Source organism: Mucilaginibacter sp. NFX135, assembly GCF_048565145.1.
GTDB lineage: Bacteria > Bacteroidota > Bacteroidia > Sphingobacteriales > Sphingobacteriaceae > Mucilaginibacter.
The window spans coordinates 4,163,345-4,182,202 of record NZ_CP183412.1; the positions used below are offsets into that span (position 1 = coordinate 4,163,345).

Consider the following 18,858-nt stretch of genomic DNA (forward strand, 5'->3'; position numbering starts at 1 on the left):
CCCATAGCATTGCGCTAACATATACAGCACTGGATCTCCGCCTATGAAACATCCCGTTTTACCTCTCTCAAGGATCAGACTACTCACAGGCATGCTCTTTTGTTTCTTGCTGCCCGAATGGGCCGAGGCGCAGCAGGGCAAGTCCTACCTGGATTCCCTGCTTCAGACGGCGACAGCCAATTATCCCCTGATCAAAGCCAAAAAACTGCAAACCCGGGCCCTGCAATATGCGGTAAAGTATAAGCAGAACGGTTTAATCCCATCACTCAATGCCTCCTACCAGGTAGATTACGCTACCGCGAATAACATTACCGGGATGATCTACCCGCAGTATATTACCCCGATCAGCGGCCCGCCAAGCAAAGGCAATGATTACAATGGAGTTCCGGGCAGCGCCGCGGCGCTCAACCTGCAATGGGAACCCATCACCTTTGGCCAGCGTAGTGCTGAAATTGATCTGGCTAAAGGAAGATTACAATACGGCGAAGCGGATGAGAACTTAACTTTATTCCGGCACCAAGTTTACGTGATCAATGCCTGGTTAAATTATTTGCTGGTCAGCGATCTGATCAAAGTTTACCAGTCCAATATTGATAAATCAGCTTTTAACTTAAAACAGGCACAAACCTTAGTGGTCAGTGGTTTAAGACCAGGAACCGACTCTTCCTCATTTCACTCAGAATATACCAGGGCCCAAATGCAGCTGATTGCATTTGAAAGGCAAAGAGATTCGACATTGATCATCCTTAAAGAACTGGTTGGAGGTAAATTACCGGCTGGCCTGCCGGTGGATTCATCACTTTTTAAAAATCTTCCTACTATTTCTTTGGCAGATACTTCAACAACTGATCACCCGGAGGTACAATTAGGAAAGGCCAACATTACCGCGAATGAACTGACATTAAAATCCTTAAAGAAAAGCGTCCTTCCCCGTTTGACTCTTTGGAGCACGGGTTATGGCCGGGGTTCAGGCATAAGTACTGATGGTTCGGTCAATTCCAGTGATGGTTGGCGCTTTCAGCGGTATAATTATGGCGTGGGTGCGCAAATCGCTTTCCCTATACTGGAAGCTTTCCGGCAGAAACCTTTATGGAAACAGCAAGAGCTTATTACCGCATCCAGCCGGGAACAACTGGCGCAAACCGAACTGCATTTGAACACACAAAAGGAGATCGCGGTATCCAATTTTCAAAAGGCGGTACAATCAGCCAGGCTGGCACCGCAGCAATTCCATTCCGCCGAATATTCGTATAAAGCCATCCAATCCAGGTATAAATCGGGATTGATCAATTATTACGACGTGATCCAGGCACAGCAGCTTTTATTTCAATCTGCGGCTACCGTAAAGATCGCTTATTATGGTGCCTGGCGGGCTTTATTAAACGAGGCGGCCTATAGCGGCAGCCTCAACCTGTTTTTAAACCAATACGGCAAATGAACATTATTCAGTTTTTATATAGCTCACTAAGAAAGCCGGTCACGATCATCGTGGCTATCATCGCCATTGTTTTCTTTTCGGTGGTATCCATTAAGACAATGCCGATTGACATTTTCCCAAAGCTGGGGACACCGACAATCTATGTGGCCCAAACCTATGGCAGTCTTTCTGCCGAACAGATAGAAGGTTTCGTGACCTCTTACTATGAATACCATTTTCTTTATGTCACCGGTATTAAATCTGTGGAAAGCAAGACCATACAGGGCGTTACCTTATTAAAGCTCAACTTTTATGAGGGTACTGATATGGGGCAAGCCACCGGCGAGGTGGTATCCATGGTGAACCGGGCTCGGGCCTTTATGCCCCCTGGAACCGTATCGCCCTTTGTCACACGTTTTGACGGCGGCAGTGTTGCCGTTGGCCAACTGGTTTTCAGCAGTCCAACCCGGTCATTAGCAGAAGTATCGGATCTGGCCCTGTTTAAGGTTCGGCCCATGTTCTCTACACTGCCGGGCGTTTCTGCACCGCCGCCGTTTGGCGGTAACCAGCGCTCCGTGTTAATCAAAGCCGATCCCAATAAATTGCGCAGTTATGGTATCAGTCCTGAAGAACTGGTTACGGCTATCGCCAAAGGAAACACCATCCTTCCAGCGGGTAACCTACGAGTGGGCGATCAGATGCTCGTAGCGCCTCAAAATACGGTTGTGGATAATATCCAGGACCTGGGCAATATTCCTGTAAAAACCGGCAGCGGACCTGCTGTTTACGTGCATGACCTGGCGCAAGTGGATAATGGCGCTGATATTACCGCAGGCTACGCGCTCATTAATGGCAAGCGTTCGGTTTATATCCCGGTAACCAAACGCGCCGATGCTTCTACCTGGGATGTGGTACAGAAAGTAAAAGCAGCTTTACCGGATATGCAGGCTGCCATACCTGCGGATATTAAAGTCAGTTATGAATTTGACCAATCGGGCTATGTGATCAATTCCATAAAAAGTCTGATGACAGAAGGTATTTTAGGGGCATTATTAACCGGTTTGATGGTGCTGCTGTTTCTGCGTGACTGGCGCGGTTCACTCATTGTTGTTTTAACCATTCCGCTGGCTTTGCTTTCAGCGGTGATCCTCCTGAAGTTTTTCGGTCAAAGCATCAATATCATGACGCTTGGTGGTTTAGCTTTAGCTATCGGCATATTGGTGGATGAGGCCACAGTAACCGTCGAAAATATACACCACCACCAGGAAAAAGGCGAGCCGAAAGGCCGGGCCATTTTAGAGGCATGTAAGGAGATCGCGTTACCCAAGCTGCTGATCCTGCTTTGTATCCTGGCTGTGTTCTTCCCGGCTTTCTTTATGTCGGGAATTCCTAAAGCGATGTTCCTGCCGCTTTCTCTTTCGGTTGGTTTTGCTATGATCGCCTCTTTTCTGTTGTCACAGTCTTTTGTTCCGGTGATTGCCAACTGGCTGTTTAAGGATAAATTGTCTGATACAGCCAAAGAGGGCAAATGGATGACCCGTTTTAAAGAAAGACATGAAAGGCTGATCCGTCGCTTGTCGCCGGGTAGAAACTTCCTGATCCTAATTTACCTGATACTTTCCGTCGCTTTAGCGGCACTGCTATTCTTTACCGTTGGCAAAGAACTATTCCCCAAAGTGGATGCGGGTCAGTTTCAGGTGAGATTAAGGTTAAAGGAAGGCACGAGGATTGAGCGGACAGAACAAAGCACCAAACAATTGCTGCATTTGATCGACAGCCTTTCCGGCGGAGATAAAATTGCCATTTCCTCTGCCTATGTTGGCCTGGTGGGATCAAGCTACCCGGTCAGTGTGATACATTTATGGACGAGCGGGCCGGAAGAAGCTTTATTAAAAGTTAAATTCATTTCAGGTTCGGGCATTCATCTGGATGATTTTAAGGAAAAGGTACGCCAATTAGTAAGTGCAAAAATGCCCGGATCACATATTTCTTTTGAACCGGCTGACCTGGTAGAACAGGTCATGAGCCAGGGAACAGGTACACCGATACAGGTGCAGGTCTTGGGTAAAAGTTTAGCGCAGGATCGGGATTTTGGGAAAAAGATTGTTGAACAGTTGAAAAAACTGCCTTACCTGCGGGATGTAGCTTACAGTGCACCGCAGGGTTATCCGGCTATGAAGATCGAATTTGACCGTGTGAAACTGGGGCAGTTAGGCTTAACGGTGGAAAATGCCGGTAAATCATTGGCTACCGCCATCTCATCCAGCCGTTTTACACAGCCTAATTATTGGGTAGATAAAGCAGCCGGCACGGCTTACCAGATACAGGTGCAGATACCGGAATTAATCATGAATGATCCGGGACAAGTGGATAACATTTTGTTGAGCTCCAACAATGGTAAACAGGTATATATGCGGGATGTGGCAACTTGGAAAATGGGCAATACAGAGGGTGAATTTGACCGCCTGAATCAAAAGCGCTTCATCACGATTACAGCTAACTTACAGGGCAAGGCATTAGGTTCGGCCATTAACGATATTGATAAAATTATTTCCAATGCAGGCAAGTTGCCCGAGGGAATGAAGATACAGCAGCCGGGGCAAGCGGAGGTGTTTTTACAAACTTTCTCTGAACTTCAAAACGGCATCTTACTGGCTATCGTGGTGATTTTTCTGCTGCTAGCAGTAAACTTCCAGTCGTTCAGGTTATCACTCGTGATCATCTCGGTTATTCCTGGTATTTTAGCGGGCAGCCTTTTGTTGCTTTGGATCTGCGGTAAAACGTTGAATATACAATCCTACATGGGCTGCATTATGGCAGTCGGCGTGGCGGTAGCCAATGCCATTCTGTTTGTCACTCAGGCAGAAAACCATCGTCGTGAAAAACTAAGCGAACCTTATTTACAAGGGATCAAAGACCGGATCAGGCCGATCCTTATGACCAGCCTGGCGATGATCGCTGGGATGATTCCCATGGCTTTTGGCTTAGGAGAAGGCGGGGATCAGACGTCCCCGTTAGGAACAGCAGTGATCGGGGGGCTGATCTTTTCCATGTTCTCCAGCCTGATCATATTGCCGTTAATTTACCAGTCGTCCATCGGCAATCGCCCCGTCCCTGTTATTTCCTTAGACCCGGATGACCCTGCAAGCAAGTATCACCTTTTAACCGAAAATCAATCATGAAAACTTTATATTATATACTCTTAATTCCGGTTTGCCTGTTGACAGCATGTGGCGGCAATCCAGCGGAAAAAGCCGCCCCACAGGGTCTGCCAGAAAAACCGGTGGTTAAACTGATCACACTGAAACTGGAACCTGTTTCCAATAAACTGAATTTAACCGGCGAAATTATCCCCTTTGATCGTGCCAACATTTATGCGCGCACACCTGGTTATGTCAAAGAAGTGAAAGTAGATATTGGTTCTAAAGTTACGAAGGGACAGGTGCTGTGTATCCTGGATGCACCAGAATTAAAAGCAGCGCAGGCACAAAGTCAAAGCAACAGCATGGGTACGAAGTCTAAATTTGAATCCAGCAGATCCACTTATTTAAGATTATTAAAGGCGGCACAAACACCCGGCGCGGTGGCGGATAATGAATTGGAAATAGCACGCAACCAGATGCGGACGGACAGCTCGGTTTATCAGGCCTCCCGTTCAGCTACTCAAGCGAATAAGGCGCTGGAAGATTACCTGGTCATCCGTTCGCCATTTAATGGCGTAGTAACGGCAAGAAATATTTTTAAAGGAGATTTTGTGGATAATACAGGCAAAACGCTCTTGTTCCGCGTAGAGGATAACTCATCTTTAAGAGTGGATGTGGCTGTGCCGGAAGCCTATAATTCAACTATATTAAAGGATAATGTGGCTTCGTTTACAGTATCGGCCAATCCGGGACAGGTCTTTAAAGCAAAACTGGCCCGGAAATCAGATGCAATTGATCCGCAGACCCGCAGCGAAACATGGGAACTTACTTTTCCAAACATGAACGGTTTGCTCAAGCCCGGTATGTTCGCGCAAATTGTATTGCCAGTCAGCCGCCCAAACGAGGGATTTCTGGTTCCTTTTAAAGCAGTTGTCACTACGCAGGAGCGTAAGTTTGTGATCAGGGTAGAAAATGGAAAGACGAAATGGGTGGATGTGAAGACGGGATTTACAGGCAAGGAAAAAACCGAGATCGCAGGTGACCTGAAACCAGGTGACCAAATAGTAGCACAAGCCAACGAAGAACTGAAAGAAGGAATAGTGGTTCAAATAAAACAGTAGCTCGAAATAGCAGCTTGCGTATTCTTGGGTCGGTAATGTGCTCATGTACGCTGGTCATAATCGTGATGGAATGCGGTCGCCGTCAAACTTTTGATCACAGAGTTAAGGAAAGCCTAAACAAGAAAGGGATACCTTCCGGTATCCCTTGAAAAATCACAATTACTTTTTTTATTCTACTTCGGTAGCAGCGGCTTCGTTTACATAATTTTCGGCCACTTGGGTTAATAGGGTATCCGCATTTTTTTCTTCAGCTAAAGTTTCGTCAAATAGACCTTCCGCTTCGCTGTAACCCAGGATTTTGGCTAAAGTGCGCAGTGTGCCATAGGAGGCGATCTCATAATGTTCTACCTTTTGGGCAGCAGAAATAATGGCTACGTCTCTTACTTCTGTGCCTTTGTCCGTATCAGACAGCAGTTCAGTAGCTTCGTTTAACAGGCCTTCCATTGCCAGACATTTCTTAGCCACTGGTTTTTCATTGATCGAGGCAAATACACTTTCTAAACGCGTTACATGATTTTTGGTTTCTTCCAAATGGTTAGTAATGGTTTGTTTAAGGTCTTCCGAAGTCGCTCCCTTGATCAGCTTCGGCAAAGCCGAGGCCAAATGCTTTTCGGCCCAGTAGATGTCCTTGATCTCATCGATAAATAACTCTTTCAACGCACTTTCAGCTTCTGGTGTGCGGCTGGCTGCTGCTGCAGACTTTTTGTTGTTTTTTGTAGGCATGATTATAGATTTTATTATGGTTAATATTATATAACAGAGTTTCAATAAAACAAGAAGTGTTCCAAAACACCTATAAAAAAGGCAATAATTTTCATTTTTTTGGATAGTGCTTATCTCGCCGTTTCTTTCCATATAATTTTTCAATCTCCTCCATATCGTCGATTAGCGCTGACTTCCGGATATTTTATGATTCTTCTTCACAGACCAATCTTTTTTCCATCGGCAGGATATTATTTAGTTTAAAATGATTTTCCGCTGAATAAAAGTTAAACTTCTAGCTCGATCCATTTAATGATTCAATCATTGCAGTGACAGTAGTTAATTTGTTCATATTTCAGATCTTTTTAACGGGGCTTACGAATTCCTGATTTCCTTCTTTGGTTTTCCGTGGCAGCATCTATTGAATGCGTGCGGGTCAGATCATTTTCCTTTTCTGCCAGGTCGGATAGGCGGATATAAAATTTATAAAGATGGTCCAGTTCCTCCTCGGTCAGGTCCTCGATATTGACCATACGGTTACTGGTGCCCTCATGTGATGCCAATAGCTCATTTAGCTTCAGGTGAATCGCTTTGGAATCTTTATTTTGGGACTTTTGAATTAAAAACACCATTAAGAAAGTAATGATCGTTGTGCCGGTGTTAATAATGAGTTGCCAGGTTTCCGAGTAATGAAATATCGGTCCGGACACCAACCAAATGAGAACTGTTGAAGATGCGAGAATAAATGCAGCGGAACTACCGGTGGCCGCTGTGGCCCAATTGCTGAAGCGTTCGAAGAAATTCTTCTTTTTTTTCATATATTTTTCAACTTAATATAAACCTCACTGTCACCGCCAGGCTACAACCATCCAGCAAGCGTCATCAACCAGATAACCTTTAAAGGTATAACCCGCTGACTGCTGTTCATAAACAGTGACCAGGTCGGGACTGTTCAATTTGGAATTAGCAGTCAATAGCCAGGCTGAGATTGCATTCATGGTAAAAAATAATTATTCAATGGTCATAATTACTTTGTGAACACTTGTGGAAGCGCCTAAAAAGTAGTACAACAACTATCTTTAGTTAAATATTGTTTTAATATTTCTTATAAAATTATTAAATTAATTAAAAACATAATATACATCTCCGTAGTTATAGAAGTATCCATTTACCTAAAAACAACAGTTTTATGTTTCATCATGTTAAAGATCTACAATTCAACGCCCGGGTATCCCGTCCCGACCCGCGTTTTGCCAACCTGTTATTGGAGCAATTCGGAGGAGAAAACGGTGAGCTGGCGGCAGCCATGCAATATTTTACGCAAGCTTTCGGCGCTAAATTCCCGCATCCGGATAAATACGATATGCTGATGGATATCGCCACTGAAGAATTCAGCCATCTTGAAATTGTAGGTGCTACCATCCAGATGTTGCTGAAAGGCGTGAACGGCGAACTGAAAAATGCTGCCGACAGTTCGGAAATCATGCAGGTACTAAACGGCAAAGCCGCTAAGGAAGATATTATTCACGAGGCTGTATTTGCCAATCCGCAATTCGGCATCATTACCGGAGGCGGGGTAACCCCGCGAAACAGTCAGGGTATCCCCTGGTGTGCATCCTATATTCATTCCAATGGTGATCTCACCGTTGACCTGCGGAGCAACCTGGCTTCGGAATCACGGGCAAAACTCGTTTACGAGCATCTGATGAAATTCACTGATGATCCCTATGTACAGGAAAGTTTATCTTTTTTGATGACACGGGAGGTTGCTCACTATAAGATGTTCGAAGCTGCATTGAATGATATTCAACCTAATTTTCCACCAGGCGTACTGGCCGCCGATCCGAGATTTACGCAACAGGCATTCAATCTATCCAACGGCACCTCAGTCCGCGGCCCATGGAACGAAGGCGAAATGCCTGGTATGGATAGAGAATGGAATTATGTGGCTGATCCGATAGTTTATGTCCAGGAAACACAAGGCTGTACCCAAACAGATAAAGAATTGGATAAAGAATTGAAACAAACCAAAAAATTAGATAAGGAAATGAGTGCTAACAAAAGTACTGAGGTCAAGAACAGCGAACCGCAAGGTGTAGCTCAGTGGAGCACCTATCAAGTTGAAGATAATAATTAACAATATAAAATGGATGAGCACCAATTTCTTAAAGGCCAGCGTGTAATTACGTCGGAAGGCGAAGGTGAGGTTATCGATGCTATCGGCGATAAGGTCGTTGTGAAGCTGGATAAAGGAGAAACGCAAACATTTCCGTCAGATGACTTACAGGATAATAGCAACGCCGGGTGATCAATTAAAGGCCGCTTATATTCAAACGGCCTTTTTTATTTTAAATAACAGTTAATTATTGCGCTAATTTTTACGAGTAATCCGCACTATCTGGTAAGTCATACTCCAGCTATGGAAACATCCATACCGTCTCATAAATTAATGATCATCTCTTCTTATTCATCAAGTAATAGCCCAAAGCCAGACCGGTAATTAAAACCCCAGCTATATATTTTCGATGAGCTTTTGGCTTGCCAGGCAATCCGAAGCCACCGTGTGTACACATTCCATAATCAACCGTGTTAAAAACATTGCCATCACTCAGCGCTATTGGATCAGCTACTTTAAAATAACGACGCACCACCGAATCTGTCATTTTAGTCGTGAGTTCCGGGAAGATCGCATGAGATAATTTAAGTAACAACGAAACACTGCCTACATAGGTGTTTGATCTGGGACGAGCTGCAACTTTTACCATGGTCCTGGCCAAGCGTATTGGGTCATAAACAGGCGGTGCAGGTCTTAGTACTTTTCCCGTATAGTTACCAGCATGCTGAATACCAGGCGTGTCTAAGAACGCAGGGAAAAGGTCACAAACATAAATCTCCGGCCATTTCGTTAATTCACCTTTGAGCGCCTCCGACCAGCCTCGCAGGCCAAATTTACTCGCAGTATAACCAGTCCCGTAAGGCACTGGCAGAAACCCGCCAATGGAGATATTATTGATCAGAATACCTTGTTGTTGTGCCTTGAAAAAGGGCAGCACAGCGTGTGCCCCATTCATGTAACCGAGCAAATTGGTTTTGATCACCTGCTCATGCACCGCCATTGGGGTAGTATCAAAATCACCTGCGGCCAGTACGCCGGCATTATTGATCCAGACATCGATACGACCCTGCCAGTTGTTCGCCGCATTAGCCAGCCTGATCATGGCTTTGCTATCACTGGTATCGGTTGAAATGATCAGTACCTCCGCGCCTATTTGGCGGCATTCATCGGCTACTTCTTTTAATGCGGCTTCGTTCCTGGCTGCGAGCACCAGGTAAAGTTGTTGCCGGGCAAATTCAATCGCCGCTGCACGACCGGCACCGCTCGATGCACCGGTAATCACGATAGTTTTTCCTTTCAATACACTTGATTTTGCCATGAGTAGCCTATTTAACTGAGTTTACTTAAAATTTTACTGATCGAAAAATGCGCGCCGCAGACAAACTCGTCCGCCGCTCCATAATACATCGTTAGCCGGTCTCCATCTACTATATGGCCATTGGTAAAGACCACATAGCCGAAAAAACCACTTAATTCATAAGCTTCAGTGGGTACCATGATCGGTTCGGTTGTCCGGGAAATTATTTTGGACGGATCATCTATGTCCATTAGGAAAGCGCCTAAACAATACTGATGCTCTGCATTTGCACCATGGTAAATCTCCAGCCAACCCTGCTCCGTACGGATCGGCGCGGCGCCGGCACCCACACGTGCGCTATCCCATAAGCCCGGCCGGGTTTTGATCAGGCACTGGTGATTGCCCCAATGCAGACCATCCGGAGATTCGGCGAGCCAGATATAATTGCCGCCGATCTCTTTACTACTGGGACGATGCAGACAGTAATATTTCCCACTGATCTTTTCTTCAAACATCGCGCAGTCCTTATTGTGCGGCGGCAGGATCATCCCACCGGATTCAAAATGCTGCCAGTCCTTAGTGGTTTGCATTCCTACGCCAACACCACTATCAGATACAGCGGTATAGGTTAAATAGTAAGTATCACCTATCTGGCTCACCCGGCAGTCTTCAATGCCGAACCGTTCCAGGTAGCCGTGCCCAAGCAAGAAAGGATAGCCTTCCGGCTCGGTGAAATGCACACCATCATCGCTGGATAATAAGCGTAAATGTGAGATTGTGGTCAGGTAATCCAAGCCTTTATAATTGATTACTCGTGCATCGGTAGCGATCAGGTCGGGATCATTTAACGGTACTTCGATGATCTCAGTATTACCCGTTGCGTTCAGGACAGGAAAAAAAAGTACACCTTCCTTTTGCGCAGCACCTTCTGCTACCCTTACCAGAAGCCATGTTTTCCCTCTGTAACGGAATACGCCCGGATTTAGCAGACTAATGATTTGTAAACCACTGGCGCTGGGCGCCAGGTTTTTAGGTAACAACAAAGGATTTTCCGGGAAACGTTGAGCCAGATCCGTCCTGCCTTTTTCCGACTCATTGATGATCTGTAGCATGATTCGTTCTTTTCAAGATTTGATAACCAATCCCGGCGAAGACTGCAAAGACGAGGTGAGCAGGGACGAGTTGCAGGTAATATTTATTAAAACTTAACGCAGGTGGCAGCGGGTGCATTTTAAAAGTGCTTTTCCAAACTGCGACCGCCAGCAGGCCACTTAAGCCACCCAACCAAAGATTCGTTTTCAGATCAGGTTTTAATTTTCCGCGCCGCCAGAGCTCCACATAAACTAATGCAAAAAGTAAACCTACACCATAATGACCGGTCCAACCTAAAGCCTGACTCTGGCGCTTGTCCAGTTTCGGGACAAGGCGACCGGTTAGTTGTCCAAGGCGCTCAGGCTCACTGAAGTTTTCGCCATCAGCCAGGGAAACAAGATAGCTGAACAGGGTCATAAAGGTAGTACCGGTGATGCCGCTTGCAAATATTTCCTTAGTTTTCATCGCTGCTGATCTTAAGTAGGTTTTTAGTTGCCGGTCCTGTCAATACATTTCCATCAATATCATAACGAGCGCCATGGCAGGGACAGTCCCAGCTTTTTTCTTCGCCATTCCAGTTTACGATACAGGCGGCATGGGTACAGACTGGGCTAAGCGCATGAATAATTCCGTGTTTGCCCCTGTAGGCCGCGATTTTTTCACCGTGCACCTCAACCACTTTGCCGGTACCTGGTAATAATTGTTTCAAAGAACCGGTTTCGTGGATATGAAAGCGATCAGCCACAAAACGGTAAGCTACATCCGTATTCTCTTTGACAAATTCGCTGAAGCCATCTATCGGTTTGACGCGCGAAGGGCTGAACAAACTCTGATATTTATTGGGTCGTTTCCTAATCAGGTCGCTAAGTATTTTACCCGCGATACTGCCCAGCATCATCCCGTTCCCATTATAACCAGTCCCGCAGTAAATACCCTCAGCCATAAGTGGCATCTGCCCGATATATGGCAGACCATCCACCGGTACATAATATTGTGATGACCAGCGGTATTTAATCGAGGATACGTTGTAATATTTCCGGATGTATTTTTCGAGATCAGCAAAGGCTTTTTCCGGGTTGTCGTGACCTGTCTTATGATCATTGCCGCCGGCGATCAAAAGTTTTTCGCCGTCAATTACATGCGTCCGGAAATAATGATAAGGTTCCTGCATATCGTAAACCAGCGCATCCGGATAAGTATCCGTTTTTAACTTCACGCCCAGTATGTAACTGCGGTAAGGTGCGCATTCGAAATTGAACAGGTTGATATGAGGCGGCATATGGGTGGCATAGGCTACCGCCTTAGCGCGAATAGTACCTACAGGCGACTCAGCGGCGTGTATACCATCTGTTGTTTGAATACCGGTTATCCGCGTATTTTCTAAAAGAACACCTCCGGCCTCCAGATACTCTTTCAGCAAACCCTGCAAATATTTCAAAGGATGAAACTGCGCTTGCTGATCGAAAACCAGGCCTTTTAAATACGCTACCTGTGCAGGCACTTCTTCTGCATAATCTACCGCTACACCTACTTTTATTGCACTGTTATAGATTTCGTCCAATTGTTTGGCCTCGTCCTCGGTTTCTGCATACAGGTAGCCAGGTTTGACTTCGTAATCGCAACCAATCTGGTAAGTATCAATATTGGATTTAATGAACATGAAACCTTCATTGATCGCATCCGCGAAAAGTTGCGCCCCTTCTGCGCCGAAAGCACTCGCTGCTTCCGCATAAGTAGTATCCGCGAAGGTATTGATGTGGGCGCTCGTCCCACCGGTAGTTCCAAATCCCGGGTTATGCGCCTCAGCGATCACTACTTTTTTACCGGCTTTCTGAAGGAACAGTGCCGTTGTAATACCGGTAATGCCACCACCTACAATCAGCGCATCATAAACGGTGGTAGTATCAAATAAAGCTTTCGAAATTATAGTCGCTGCCCCATATTGCCAAGGCGCTTGCTGTGCTCCGTCGCGGGCTAATATGGCATTCGTTGTCTTTCCCATAATTCTACTACAAAAATCAGCATTACTCTGTTTGGCAATATCTTACCTATTTAACAAATTCCTCATATACTCGAATCTTTTTATAACTCGGCAACAATTGATACCAAAGCTTATTCAGAAACAATTTAAAGGAGGTCATATTCAAAGGCAGACATAAGTTGATTTAGAGGCTTTTTATATAAAGGTTTAACAACTTTTGGATAAATTATGAAATCCGACAAGTATAAATTGTACCTATATAAGTATTGATCTAATTTGTTCTGCTGTTTCCATATGTGCCGCATCTATAGGTTTAGTAACGTGAACCATACTGAAATAATGACATCCGCGCTGATAAATTTTCAGTTTTGTCTGAAATTTTTTCAGCACTAAAACTCTGGCACAGCACTTGTTTGCCTTTTTTTAGTTTAATTAATTAATTGTTCATTCATTTTTTAACAACATTTAAAGGAGGAAAGACCTATGACATTGGTTAAATTTAATTCCGACAAACGTAACAACAGTTCATTACTACCAGGTTTTAATGACGTTTTTGATTCCATCTTTAACGACACCTTTTTCAGCGATCGCCTGACCAGCCGTGTGCCGGCTGCCAACATCAGCGAAAGCGAAGATCATTTTCATATCGAACTGGCTGCGCCAGGGCTGAGAAAAGAAGATTTTAAACTGAACCTTGACCGGAATGTATTGAACATATCTGTGGAAATGCAAAATAACCAACCAGATGTTCAAAAAAACTACAGCAAACGCGAATACAGCTATACATCCTGGGTGCGGTCGTTTACCTTACCTGAAAGCGCCAACCCAGAACTGATCGAGGCAGCCTATACAGACGGTGTATTAAAGATCGACATTGCCAAACGCGAGGAGGCCAAAGCGGTGCGTCGCCAAATCGAAATTAAATAAAAGGCTTAAATCATTTTTTACACAAAGGGCTCCCGCTTGCGGGGGCTCTTTATTTGTTACGGCTATGAAAACGCAGTTTTATATTTTACTGAGTCTAAAAACAGCACAAGGCTTTGTGAACTATGGTCAATACTTTTTGGGCGACGACCGACAAATCGCCGATGAATTGTTTAGCCAGCTGAAAAGCGGAAAGGACTTTAATTTACCACTGCATATCGACCTTATGGAAACCGTGAATGAATTGCCGGTGCAGATTAAAACTATTTACTGTTCACTGGAAGATGTCGGTGCGAATTGCAAACTGATCACACGCGAACTTTTTCGCTTAAAGAATCTGGAGGAAATAACATGAAAGATCTTTTATTAACCGCATTCTTGTTATGGTTTGCTTTTATCTTGTCTCATCGAAACCACGACGATGATTGGACGGCTTTTTACAACAATTAAGTATAAAAATCAGGTGTTGATAAAAACTTCTTCCCAAAGCAACCAGGTCAGCAAAACCCTTATTCAATTGTTCATCGGCAGTTATGCCGTTACTTAAAATAATCGTGTTTAAAAAGGACACTGGGTATACCCCAAATGAGTACAGATCGTTGAATTGACTTAAAAGAACGTCTGTCAGCTTCCAAAGCCGGAATTAGATGGACAGAACGGATATTGGTCTCAGAAGTACTATGCATAAATTTTATAACTATTATTTAAACAGGAATACCTTAAAGTTGTTATTCTACTAACCAATAGCGATGTCTGATGATAACAAAAACATGATCACGACTGAAACTTGGTGCGGGTAGCGAAGCTTATGAAATCCCGTATTTCAAAGATCAGTTGGGCATGCTGCTCAGACAGGCGGATGTTCTAAAAATAACCGACCGCTTATTTAAAAACCAATACAAAAGATAGCTCTATAGGGCTTTTCGGCATATGGCACTTGAAAAATACAAGGAGAAGCGTGATGCAGCAAAGACGCCCGAACCTTTCGGGGGTAAAAGCACACATAAAGGACAGCTGATGTTTGTTGTACAAAAACACGACGCATCACACCTCCACTATGATTTCCGCCTTGAAATGGAAGGTGTTTTAAAAAGCTGGGCGGTACCCAAAGGCCCGTCAACCGACCCGAAAGTTAAAAGACTCGCGATGATGGTCGAAGACCACCCGTTTGATTACCGTCATTTTGAAGGTATTATACCGCAAGGCGAATATGGCGGAGGCACCGTAATTGTTTGGGATGAAGGCACATATGAGCCTATCGGAGACGATATTAAAGGCAAGAAGGCGCAGGAAATACATCTGCTGAAACAGCTGAAATCCGGCTCTGTGAAGATAAGATTGCACGGCAAAAAACTTCAGGGCGAATATGCACTTGTCAAAACACATGGTATGGGCGAAAATGGCTGGCTGCTGATCAAACATAGTGATGAGTTTGCCAGTACAGCCGATATTACGAAAGAAGATAAATCCGTACTTTCTGATAAGACCATTGACCAAATGAAAAAAAGTAGCGGGAAAGTCTGGCAGAACGGGCGTGAAGAAAACTTGGTTAAGGTAAAAAAAAGTAGCCAAAAAAAAGCACAACCGGGCACCGACAAAGCTTTAGAGAAAGCCGTTGATCCCGTTGATACCAAAAAAATCGATGTTGCTGCTATTTTAAGGAAAGCGCCCGAATCAACAGCACCTGTCAATATCAAACCTATGAAAGCTACTTTGGTAGATGAACCATTTAATGACCCGGATTGGGTATACGAAGTTAAATGGGACGGATATCGTGCTATCGGCTCAGTTAGTCCCGGCAACGCCGAACTGATCTCCCGCAACAATATTGCGTTTGATAAATATTATCCAATCCTTAACTTGCTGAAAAGCTGGAATATGAATACCCTAATTGACGGTGAAATATTGGTCATCAATGAAAAGGGTATATCTGATTTCGGCGCTTTACAAAACTGGCGAAGCGAAGCCGATGGCAGCCTTGTGTATTATGTTTTCGATATCCTGTGGTATGAAGGTAAAAACTTGATGGATCTACCATTGATTCAGCGGCAAGCCGTATTACAGAATATATTGCCAGTTGACGATGATCGTATCCGGTTAAGCCAGGTATTTGAAGCAAGAGGTGTAGATTTCTTTGATGCTGCCGAGAAAATAGGCCTGGAGGGCATTATGGCGAAGAAAGCAGACAGTGTGTACACCTCTGGTCTCCGTTCTAAGGAATGGATTAAAATAAAAGTCCAAAGGCGCCAGGAAGTGGTGATTGCTGGTTTTACCAGGAACGAGGGGACAGCTAAAGCTTTTAGTGCATTGGTATTGGGTGTTTACGACGGCAAGCAGCTCCGCTACTCAGGTAAGGTTGGCACCGGCTTCTCAGAAAAAACCCAAAAGGAAATGATGAAAGCATTTAAGCCGCTGATCACAGATAAAAGTCCATTTGAGGTGGAACCGGACGTAGACAAACCTTCCCGTTTCCGGCCGCAAAGATTAGGTGCTAAACCTACCTGGCTAAAGCCGGTATTGCTTTGCGAGATAAACTATGCCGAAGTGACCAGCGAAGGCATCTTCCGGCAAGCGTCCTTTAAGGGTATGCGCGCTGACAAGAATGCGAAAGATGTAGTTTTGGAAATACCTGAAGATACAGCAAAAACGATAATGGCCGTGGAAGATAAAAAGTTTAAAACGGATCTGGCATTACACTCGCCAGCTGATAAAAGCCGAAAAACGTTACTTAACCCGACCGATGAAACGCAGATGCGTAAGATCAATGGGCATGAATTGACCTTTACGCATCTTAGTAAAATTTACTGGCCAGAAGATGGCTTTACCAAGCGTGACATGTTTAATTATTATTATCAGGTCGCTGAATATATTTTACCCTACCTAAAGGATAGGCCGATGTCGCTTAATCGCTTTCCCAATGGTATACATGGGCCAAGCTTTTATCAGAAAGACATTAAAGGTAAAGCACCGGAGTGGGTGAGTAAAACTTTTCCTTATACAACCAGCGAGGGAGAATCCAAAGCATATTTAGTGGGTAATGATGAAGCTACATTGCTTTGGATGGCATCATTGGGTTGTATAGAAATGAATCCCTGGTTTAGCCGCATACAGGCACCGGACAACCCGGATTATTGCGTAATCGATCTTGATCCTGATAAGAATACTTTCGAACAGGTCATCACTGCCGCATTAGAGGTAAAAAAAGTGCTCGATGCCATTGGAGTACCCTCATACCCCAAAACATCTGGTTCAACCGGGATGCATATTTACATTCCATTGGGTACAAAATATACTTATGATCAATCACAGCTATTTGCACGGATGATCGTCAATCTGGTACATCATCAAATTCCGGAGTATACTAGCCTGGAACGGATTATTAAAAACAGGCAAGGCAAGATGTATCTTGATTTTCTGCAAAACCGTCCGGGGGCCACAATTGCCGGGCCATATTCGTTACGTCCTAAACCGGGAGCAACAGTATCGATGCCTCTGCATTGGGATGAAGTAAAACCTGGACTTACAATGCGTGATTTTACAATTCAAAACAGTATCACTCGTCTTAAAACCGAAGGGGATCTATTTAAAGGTGTGTTAAGTAAAGGGATTGACATGGAAAAAGTCCTTCAAAAAGCAAAAAGCCTGTTTGGATAGCATACACGTTCAGTCCATCGCTTCAGTGAAAGATTCGATAGGCAGCAGTCCAGAATGTCGATAATCCACATCAGAAAACACATTACCTCTGCCATTTGGGAAACCAACTTATTTATTCTGCCTCATATATTATCGCCTATATGCATAATGAAAGTATGCCCTGCTACCAGAAATCAGTCCTGTCCAACCATAAAAAGGAACGATAATATAAAGCAGTAAGGTTAGACAAAGCCATTTAAAGATCATGGAATTTTTTTAATCAGGAAAACCTGATAATAATAAAAAGTAAAACAGGCTTTCTTGCTGCTATTCTCCATAAGCAATTACTATAGTGGCAGATGATTGATTTTGTCGCTGTTCTAAATTAATGACACAAAAAATAGGTTTTAGTACAATAATTAAATTAGTACGAAATAATTTTAAGTCTAAATAGCTAAAATATAAAAAATTATTGCCCCTAACTCAATTATTGGAATAATATTGGAGGTTACCTATTCAGCTTATTATTAAAACCCGGTGCATAATGAAACACACGATTACCAAAAGGAAGAGTTGGAAAGCCATGCTGGCCGCCGCAGACAAACCGGTACAACTGCCCGTCGCGCACGACGCGCTGACAGCTCGCCTGATCGAGCTTGCCGGTTTTGATGCTTATCAGATTGGTGGCTATGCACTTTCTGGTGCTACGCATGCAATACCAGATGTTGACCTTGAAAAATTTGGCGAAAAGAAATTTTCAGCAGACTGGATCATGCAGGCCTCTCCACTACCGGTATTGTTGGACATCGATGATGGTTATGGCGATGTAAAGAATGTGACGCGCACCGTTCAGGAATATATCCGCCTGGGTGCATCTGCCATGTTTATGGAGGATCAGAAACCTCCAAAAAAGTGTGGGCATATGGATGATAAAAAGGTGATCGATACCGAACTCATGATTCAAAAGATCAGGGCCGCTGTTGCTGCGCGCGATGGTAATGATTTCTTTATCCTCGCCCGTACAGATGCCATTGATCCTGAAGGGATCGATAATGCTATCGACCGTGCAAAAAGTTACCTGGATGCAGGTGCTGATGGCGTTTACCTCGAAGGACCAAAAACTATAGACGACCTGGAAAAGATAGGCAAAGAATTGAAAGATGTACCCTTAGCCACCAGCGTATTGGAAAACGGAGGCAAAACACCTTGGGCATCACCTAAAGACTTGGGCAACATGGGTTATTCCATGATCCTATATCCCACCACCCTGATATTCCAGGTGGTTCATACCATCCAAAAAGCATTGGAACATTTAAAACAGGGCGAACCACTCCCTAAACACAACGCAGTAACTATGGATGAGTTTATGCAGATAATCGACCTGCCTTTCTGGACAAAAATTGAAAAGCAATTTGAAGGAAAAAACAATTAA

The 18,858-nt window shown here is 44.3% G+C and carries 16 protein-coding genes; 9 read left to right on the top strand and 7 right to left on the bottom strand.

Annotation, left to right across the window (positions count from 1 at the left end):
• Positions 1-91: 91 nt before the first annotated feature.
• Genes ACNURT_RS17220 through ACNURT_RS17230 form a run of 3 tightly spaced genes read left to right on the top strand, consistent with a single transcriptional unit; the run spans position 92 to position 5,681 of the window.
• Positions 92-1,438: a TolC family protein gene (locus ACNURT_RS17220; RefSeq protein WP_419698760.1), complete on the top strand. Its 1,347-nt coding sequence runs from the start codon at positions 92-94 to the stop codon at positions 1,436-1,438.
• Positions 1,435-4,599, top strand: coding sequence for an efflux RND transporter permease subunit (locus tag ACNURT_RS17225; RefSeq protein ID WP_419698761.1), 3,165 nt, complete (start codon positions 1,435-1,437; stop codon positions 4,597-4,599). The genes ACNURT_RS17220 and ACNURT_RS17225 overlap by 4 nt, the downstream gene beginning before the upstream one ends.
• Positions 4,596-5,681, top strand: coding sequence for an efflux RND transporter periplasmic adaptor subunit (locus ACNURT_RS17230; RefSeq protein WP_419698762.1), 1,086 nt, complete (start codon positions 4,596-4,598; stop codon positions 5,679-5,681). Before ACNURT_RS17225 ends, ACNURT_RS17230 begins: the two co-directional genes overlap by 4 nt.
• Before the next feature lie 168 nt (positions 5,682-5,849).
• Here ACNURT_RS17230 and ACNURT_RS17235 read toward each other — a convergent pair whose 3' ends face one another.
• From ACNURT_RS17235 to ACNURT_RS17245, 3 genes are all read right to left on the bottom strand, one after another.
• Positions 5,850-6,404 carry a ferritin-like domain-containing protein gene (locus ACNURT_RS17235; RefSeq protein WP_419698763.1) on the bottom strand — a complete coding sequence of 185 codons (555 nt, stop codon included), beginning with the start codon at positions 6,402-6,404 and terminating at the stop codon, positions 5,850-5,852.
• A 344-nt stretch (positions 6,405-6,748) separates the two neighbouring features.
• Positions 6,749-7,201 carry a low affinity iron permease family protein gene (locus ACNURT_RS17240; protein ID WP_419698764.1) on the bottom strand — a complete coding sequence of 151 codons (453 nt, stop codon included), beginning with the start codon at positions 7,199-7,201 and terminating at the stop codon, positions 6,749-6,751.
• A gap of 30 nt (positions 7,202-7,231) precedes the next feature.
• The gene (locus ACNURT_RS17245; protein WP_419698765.1) at positions 7,232-7,381 is read right to left on the bottom strand and encodes a hypothetical protein; all 150 of its coding nucleotides are present in this window, start codon (positions 7,379-7,381) and stop codon (positions 7,232-7,234) included.
• Between the two features lie 191 nt (positions 7,382-7,572).
• On the opposite strand from ACNURT_RS17245, the gene ACNURT_RS17250 reads away from it, so the two are divergent.
• Positions 7,573-8,520 (top strand): manganese catalase family protein, encoded by a 948-nt coding sequence (locus ACNURT_RS17250; RefSeq protein ID WP_419698766.1) that lies wholly within the window; start codon positions 7,573-7,575, stop codon positions 8,518-8,520.
• 9 nt (positions 8,521-8,529) lie between these two features.
• Positions 8,530-8,691, top strand: a complete 162-nt coding sequence (locus ACNURT_RS17255) for a hypothetical protein (protein WP_370995137.1) — start codon at positions 8,530-8,532, stop codon at positions 8,689-8,691.
• A 145-nt stretch (positions 8,692-8,836) separates the two neighbouring features.
• Here the strand turns inward: ACNURT_RS17255 and ACNURT_RS17260 are convergent, their stop codons facing one another.
• Genes ACNURT_RS17260 through ACNURT_RS17275 form a run of 4 tightly spaced genes read right to left on the bottom strand, consistent with a single transcriptional unit; the run spans position 8,837 to position 12,890 of the window.
• Positions 8,837-9,817, bottom strand: a complete 981-nt coding sequence (locus tag ACNURT_RS17260) for an SDR family oxidoreductase (protein ID WP_419698767.1) — start codon at positions 9,815-9,817, stop codon at positions 8,837-8,839.
• A gap of 11 nt (positions 9,818-9,828) precedes the next feature.
• On the bottom strand, positions 9,829-10,908 hold the full coding sequence (locus ACNURT_RS17265) for a glycoside hydrolase family 130 protein (RefSeq protein ID WP_419698768.1): 1,080 nt from the start codon (positions 10,906-10,908) through the stop codon (positions 9,829-9,831).
• A complete protein-coding gene (locus ACNURT_RS17270; RefSeq protein WP_419698769.1) occupies positions 10,889-11,353 on the bottom strand; it encodes a hypothetical protein in 465 nt (154 codons plus the stop codon). The genes ACNURT_RS17265 and ACNURT_RS17270 overlap by 20 nt, the downstream gene beginning before the upstream one ends.
• Entirely contained in the window at positions 11,343-12,890 is a 1,548-nt protein-coding gene (locus tag ACNURT_RS17275) for an FAD-dependent oxidoreductase (RefSeq protein ID WP_419698770.1), read from the bottom strand. The genes ACNURT_RS17270 and ACNURT_RS17275 overlap by 11 nt, the downstream gene beginning before the upstream one ends.
• Before the next feature lie 462 nt (positions 12,891-13,352).
• On the opposite strand from ACNURT_RS17275, the gene ACNURT_RS17280 reads away from it, so the two are divergent.
• From ACNURT_RS17280 to ACNURT_RS17295, 4 genes are all read left to right on the top strand, one after another.
• The gene (locus tag ACNURT_RS17280; RefSeq protein WP_370995132.1) at positions 13,353-13,796 is read left to right on the top strand and encodes an Hsp20/alpha crystallin family protein; all 444 of its coding nucleotides are present in this window, start codon (positions 13,353-13,355) and stop codon (positions 13,794-13,796) included.
• A 64-nt stretch (positions 13,797-13,860) separates the two neighbouring features.
• Positions 13,861-14,148 (top strand): hypothetical protein, encoded by a 288-nt coding sequence (locus ACNURT_RS17285; RefSeq protein WP_419698771.1) that lies wholly within the window; start codon positions 13,861-13,863, stop codon positions 14,146-14,148.
• Positions 14,149-14,723: 575 nt separating this feature from the next.
• Complete coding sequence (gene ligD / locus ACNURT_RS17290) at positions 14,724-17,447, top strand: DNA ligase D (protein ID WP_419698772.1); 2,724 nt, start codon at positions 14,724-14,726, stop codon at positions 17,445-17,447.
• Between the two features lie 523 nt (positions 17,448-17,970).
• Positions 17,971-18,858, top strand: coding sequence for an isocitrate lyase/PEP mutase family protein (locus tag ACNURT_RS17295; RefSeq protein ID WP_419698773.1), 888 nt, complete (start codon positions 17,971-17,973; stop codon positions 18,856-18,858).

Excerpts from the sequence above, each read along its gene's own strand:
- ACNURT_RS17250 (WP_419698766.1), top strand. The coding sequence starts at position 7,573 with ATGTTTCATCATGTTAAAGATCTACAATTCAACGCCCGGGTATCCCGT.
- ACNURT_RS17245 (WP_419698765.1), bottom strand. The coding sequence starts at position 7,381 with ATGAATGCAATCTCAGCCTGGCTATTGACTGCTAATTCCAAATTGAAC.
- ACNURT_RS17280 (WP_370995132.1), top strand. The coding sequence starts at position 13,353 with ATGACATTGGTTAAATTTAATTCCGACAAACGTAACAACAGTTCATTA.
- ACNURT_RS17275 (WP_419698770.1), bottom strand. The coding sequence starts at position 12,890 with ATGGGAAAGACAACGAATGCCATATTAGCCCGCGACGGAGCACAGCAA.
- ACNURT_RS17225 (WP_419698761.1), top strand. The coding sequence starts at position 1,435 with ATGAACATTATTCAGTTTTTATATAGCTCACTAAGAAAGCCGGTCACG.
- ACNURT_RS17265 (WP_419698768.1), bottom strand. The coding sequence starts at position 10,908 with ATGCTACAGATCATCAATGAGTCGGAAAAAGGCAGGACGGATCTGGCT.
- ligD (WP_419698772.1), top strand. The coding sequence starts at position 14,724 with ATGGCACTTGAAAAATACAAGGAGAAGCGTGATGCAGCAAAGACGCCC.
- ACNURT_RS17285 (WP_419698771.1), top strand. The coding sequence starts at position 13,861 with ATGAAAACGCAGTTTTATATTTTACTGAGTCTAAAAACAGCACAAGGC.
- ACNURT_RS17220 (WP_419698760.1), top strand. The coding sequence starts at position 92 with ATGCTCTTTTGTTTCTTGCTGCCCGAATGGGCCGAGGCGCAGCAGGGC.
- ACNURT_RS17270 (WP_419698769.1), bottom strand. The coding sequence starts at position 11,353 with ATGAAAACTAAGGAAATATTTGCAAGCGGCATCACCGGTACTACCTTT.
- ACNURT_RS17295 (WP_419698773.1), top strand. The coding sequence starts at position 17,971 with ATGAAACACACGATTACCAAAAGGAAGAGTTGGAAAGCCATGCTGGCC.
- ACNURT_RS17240 (WP_419698764.1), bottom strand. The coding sequence starts at position 7,201 with ATGAAAAAAAAGAAGAATTTCTTCGAACGCTTCAGCAATTGGGCCACA.
- ACNURT_RS17230 (WP_419698762.1), top strand. The coding sequence starts at position 4,596 with ATGAAAACTTTATATTATATACTCTTAATTCCGGTTTGCCTGTTGACA.
- ACNURT_RS17235 (WP_419698763.1), bottom strand. The coding sequence starts at position 6,404 with ATGCCTACAAAAAACAACAAAAAGTCTGCAGCAGCAGCCAGCCGCACA.
- ACNURT_RS17255 (WP_370995137.1), top strand. The coding sequence starts at position 8,530 with ATGGATGAGCACCAATTTCTTAAAGGCCAGCGTGTAATTACGTCGGAA.
- ACNURT_RS17260 (WP_419698767.1), bottom strand. The coding sequence starts at position 9,817 with ATGGCAAAATCAAGTGTATTGAAAGGAAAAACTATCGTGATTACCGGT.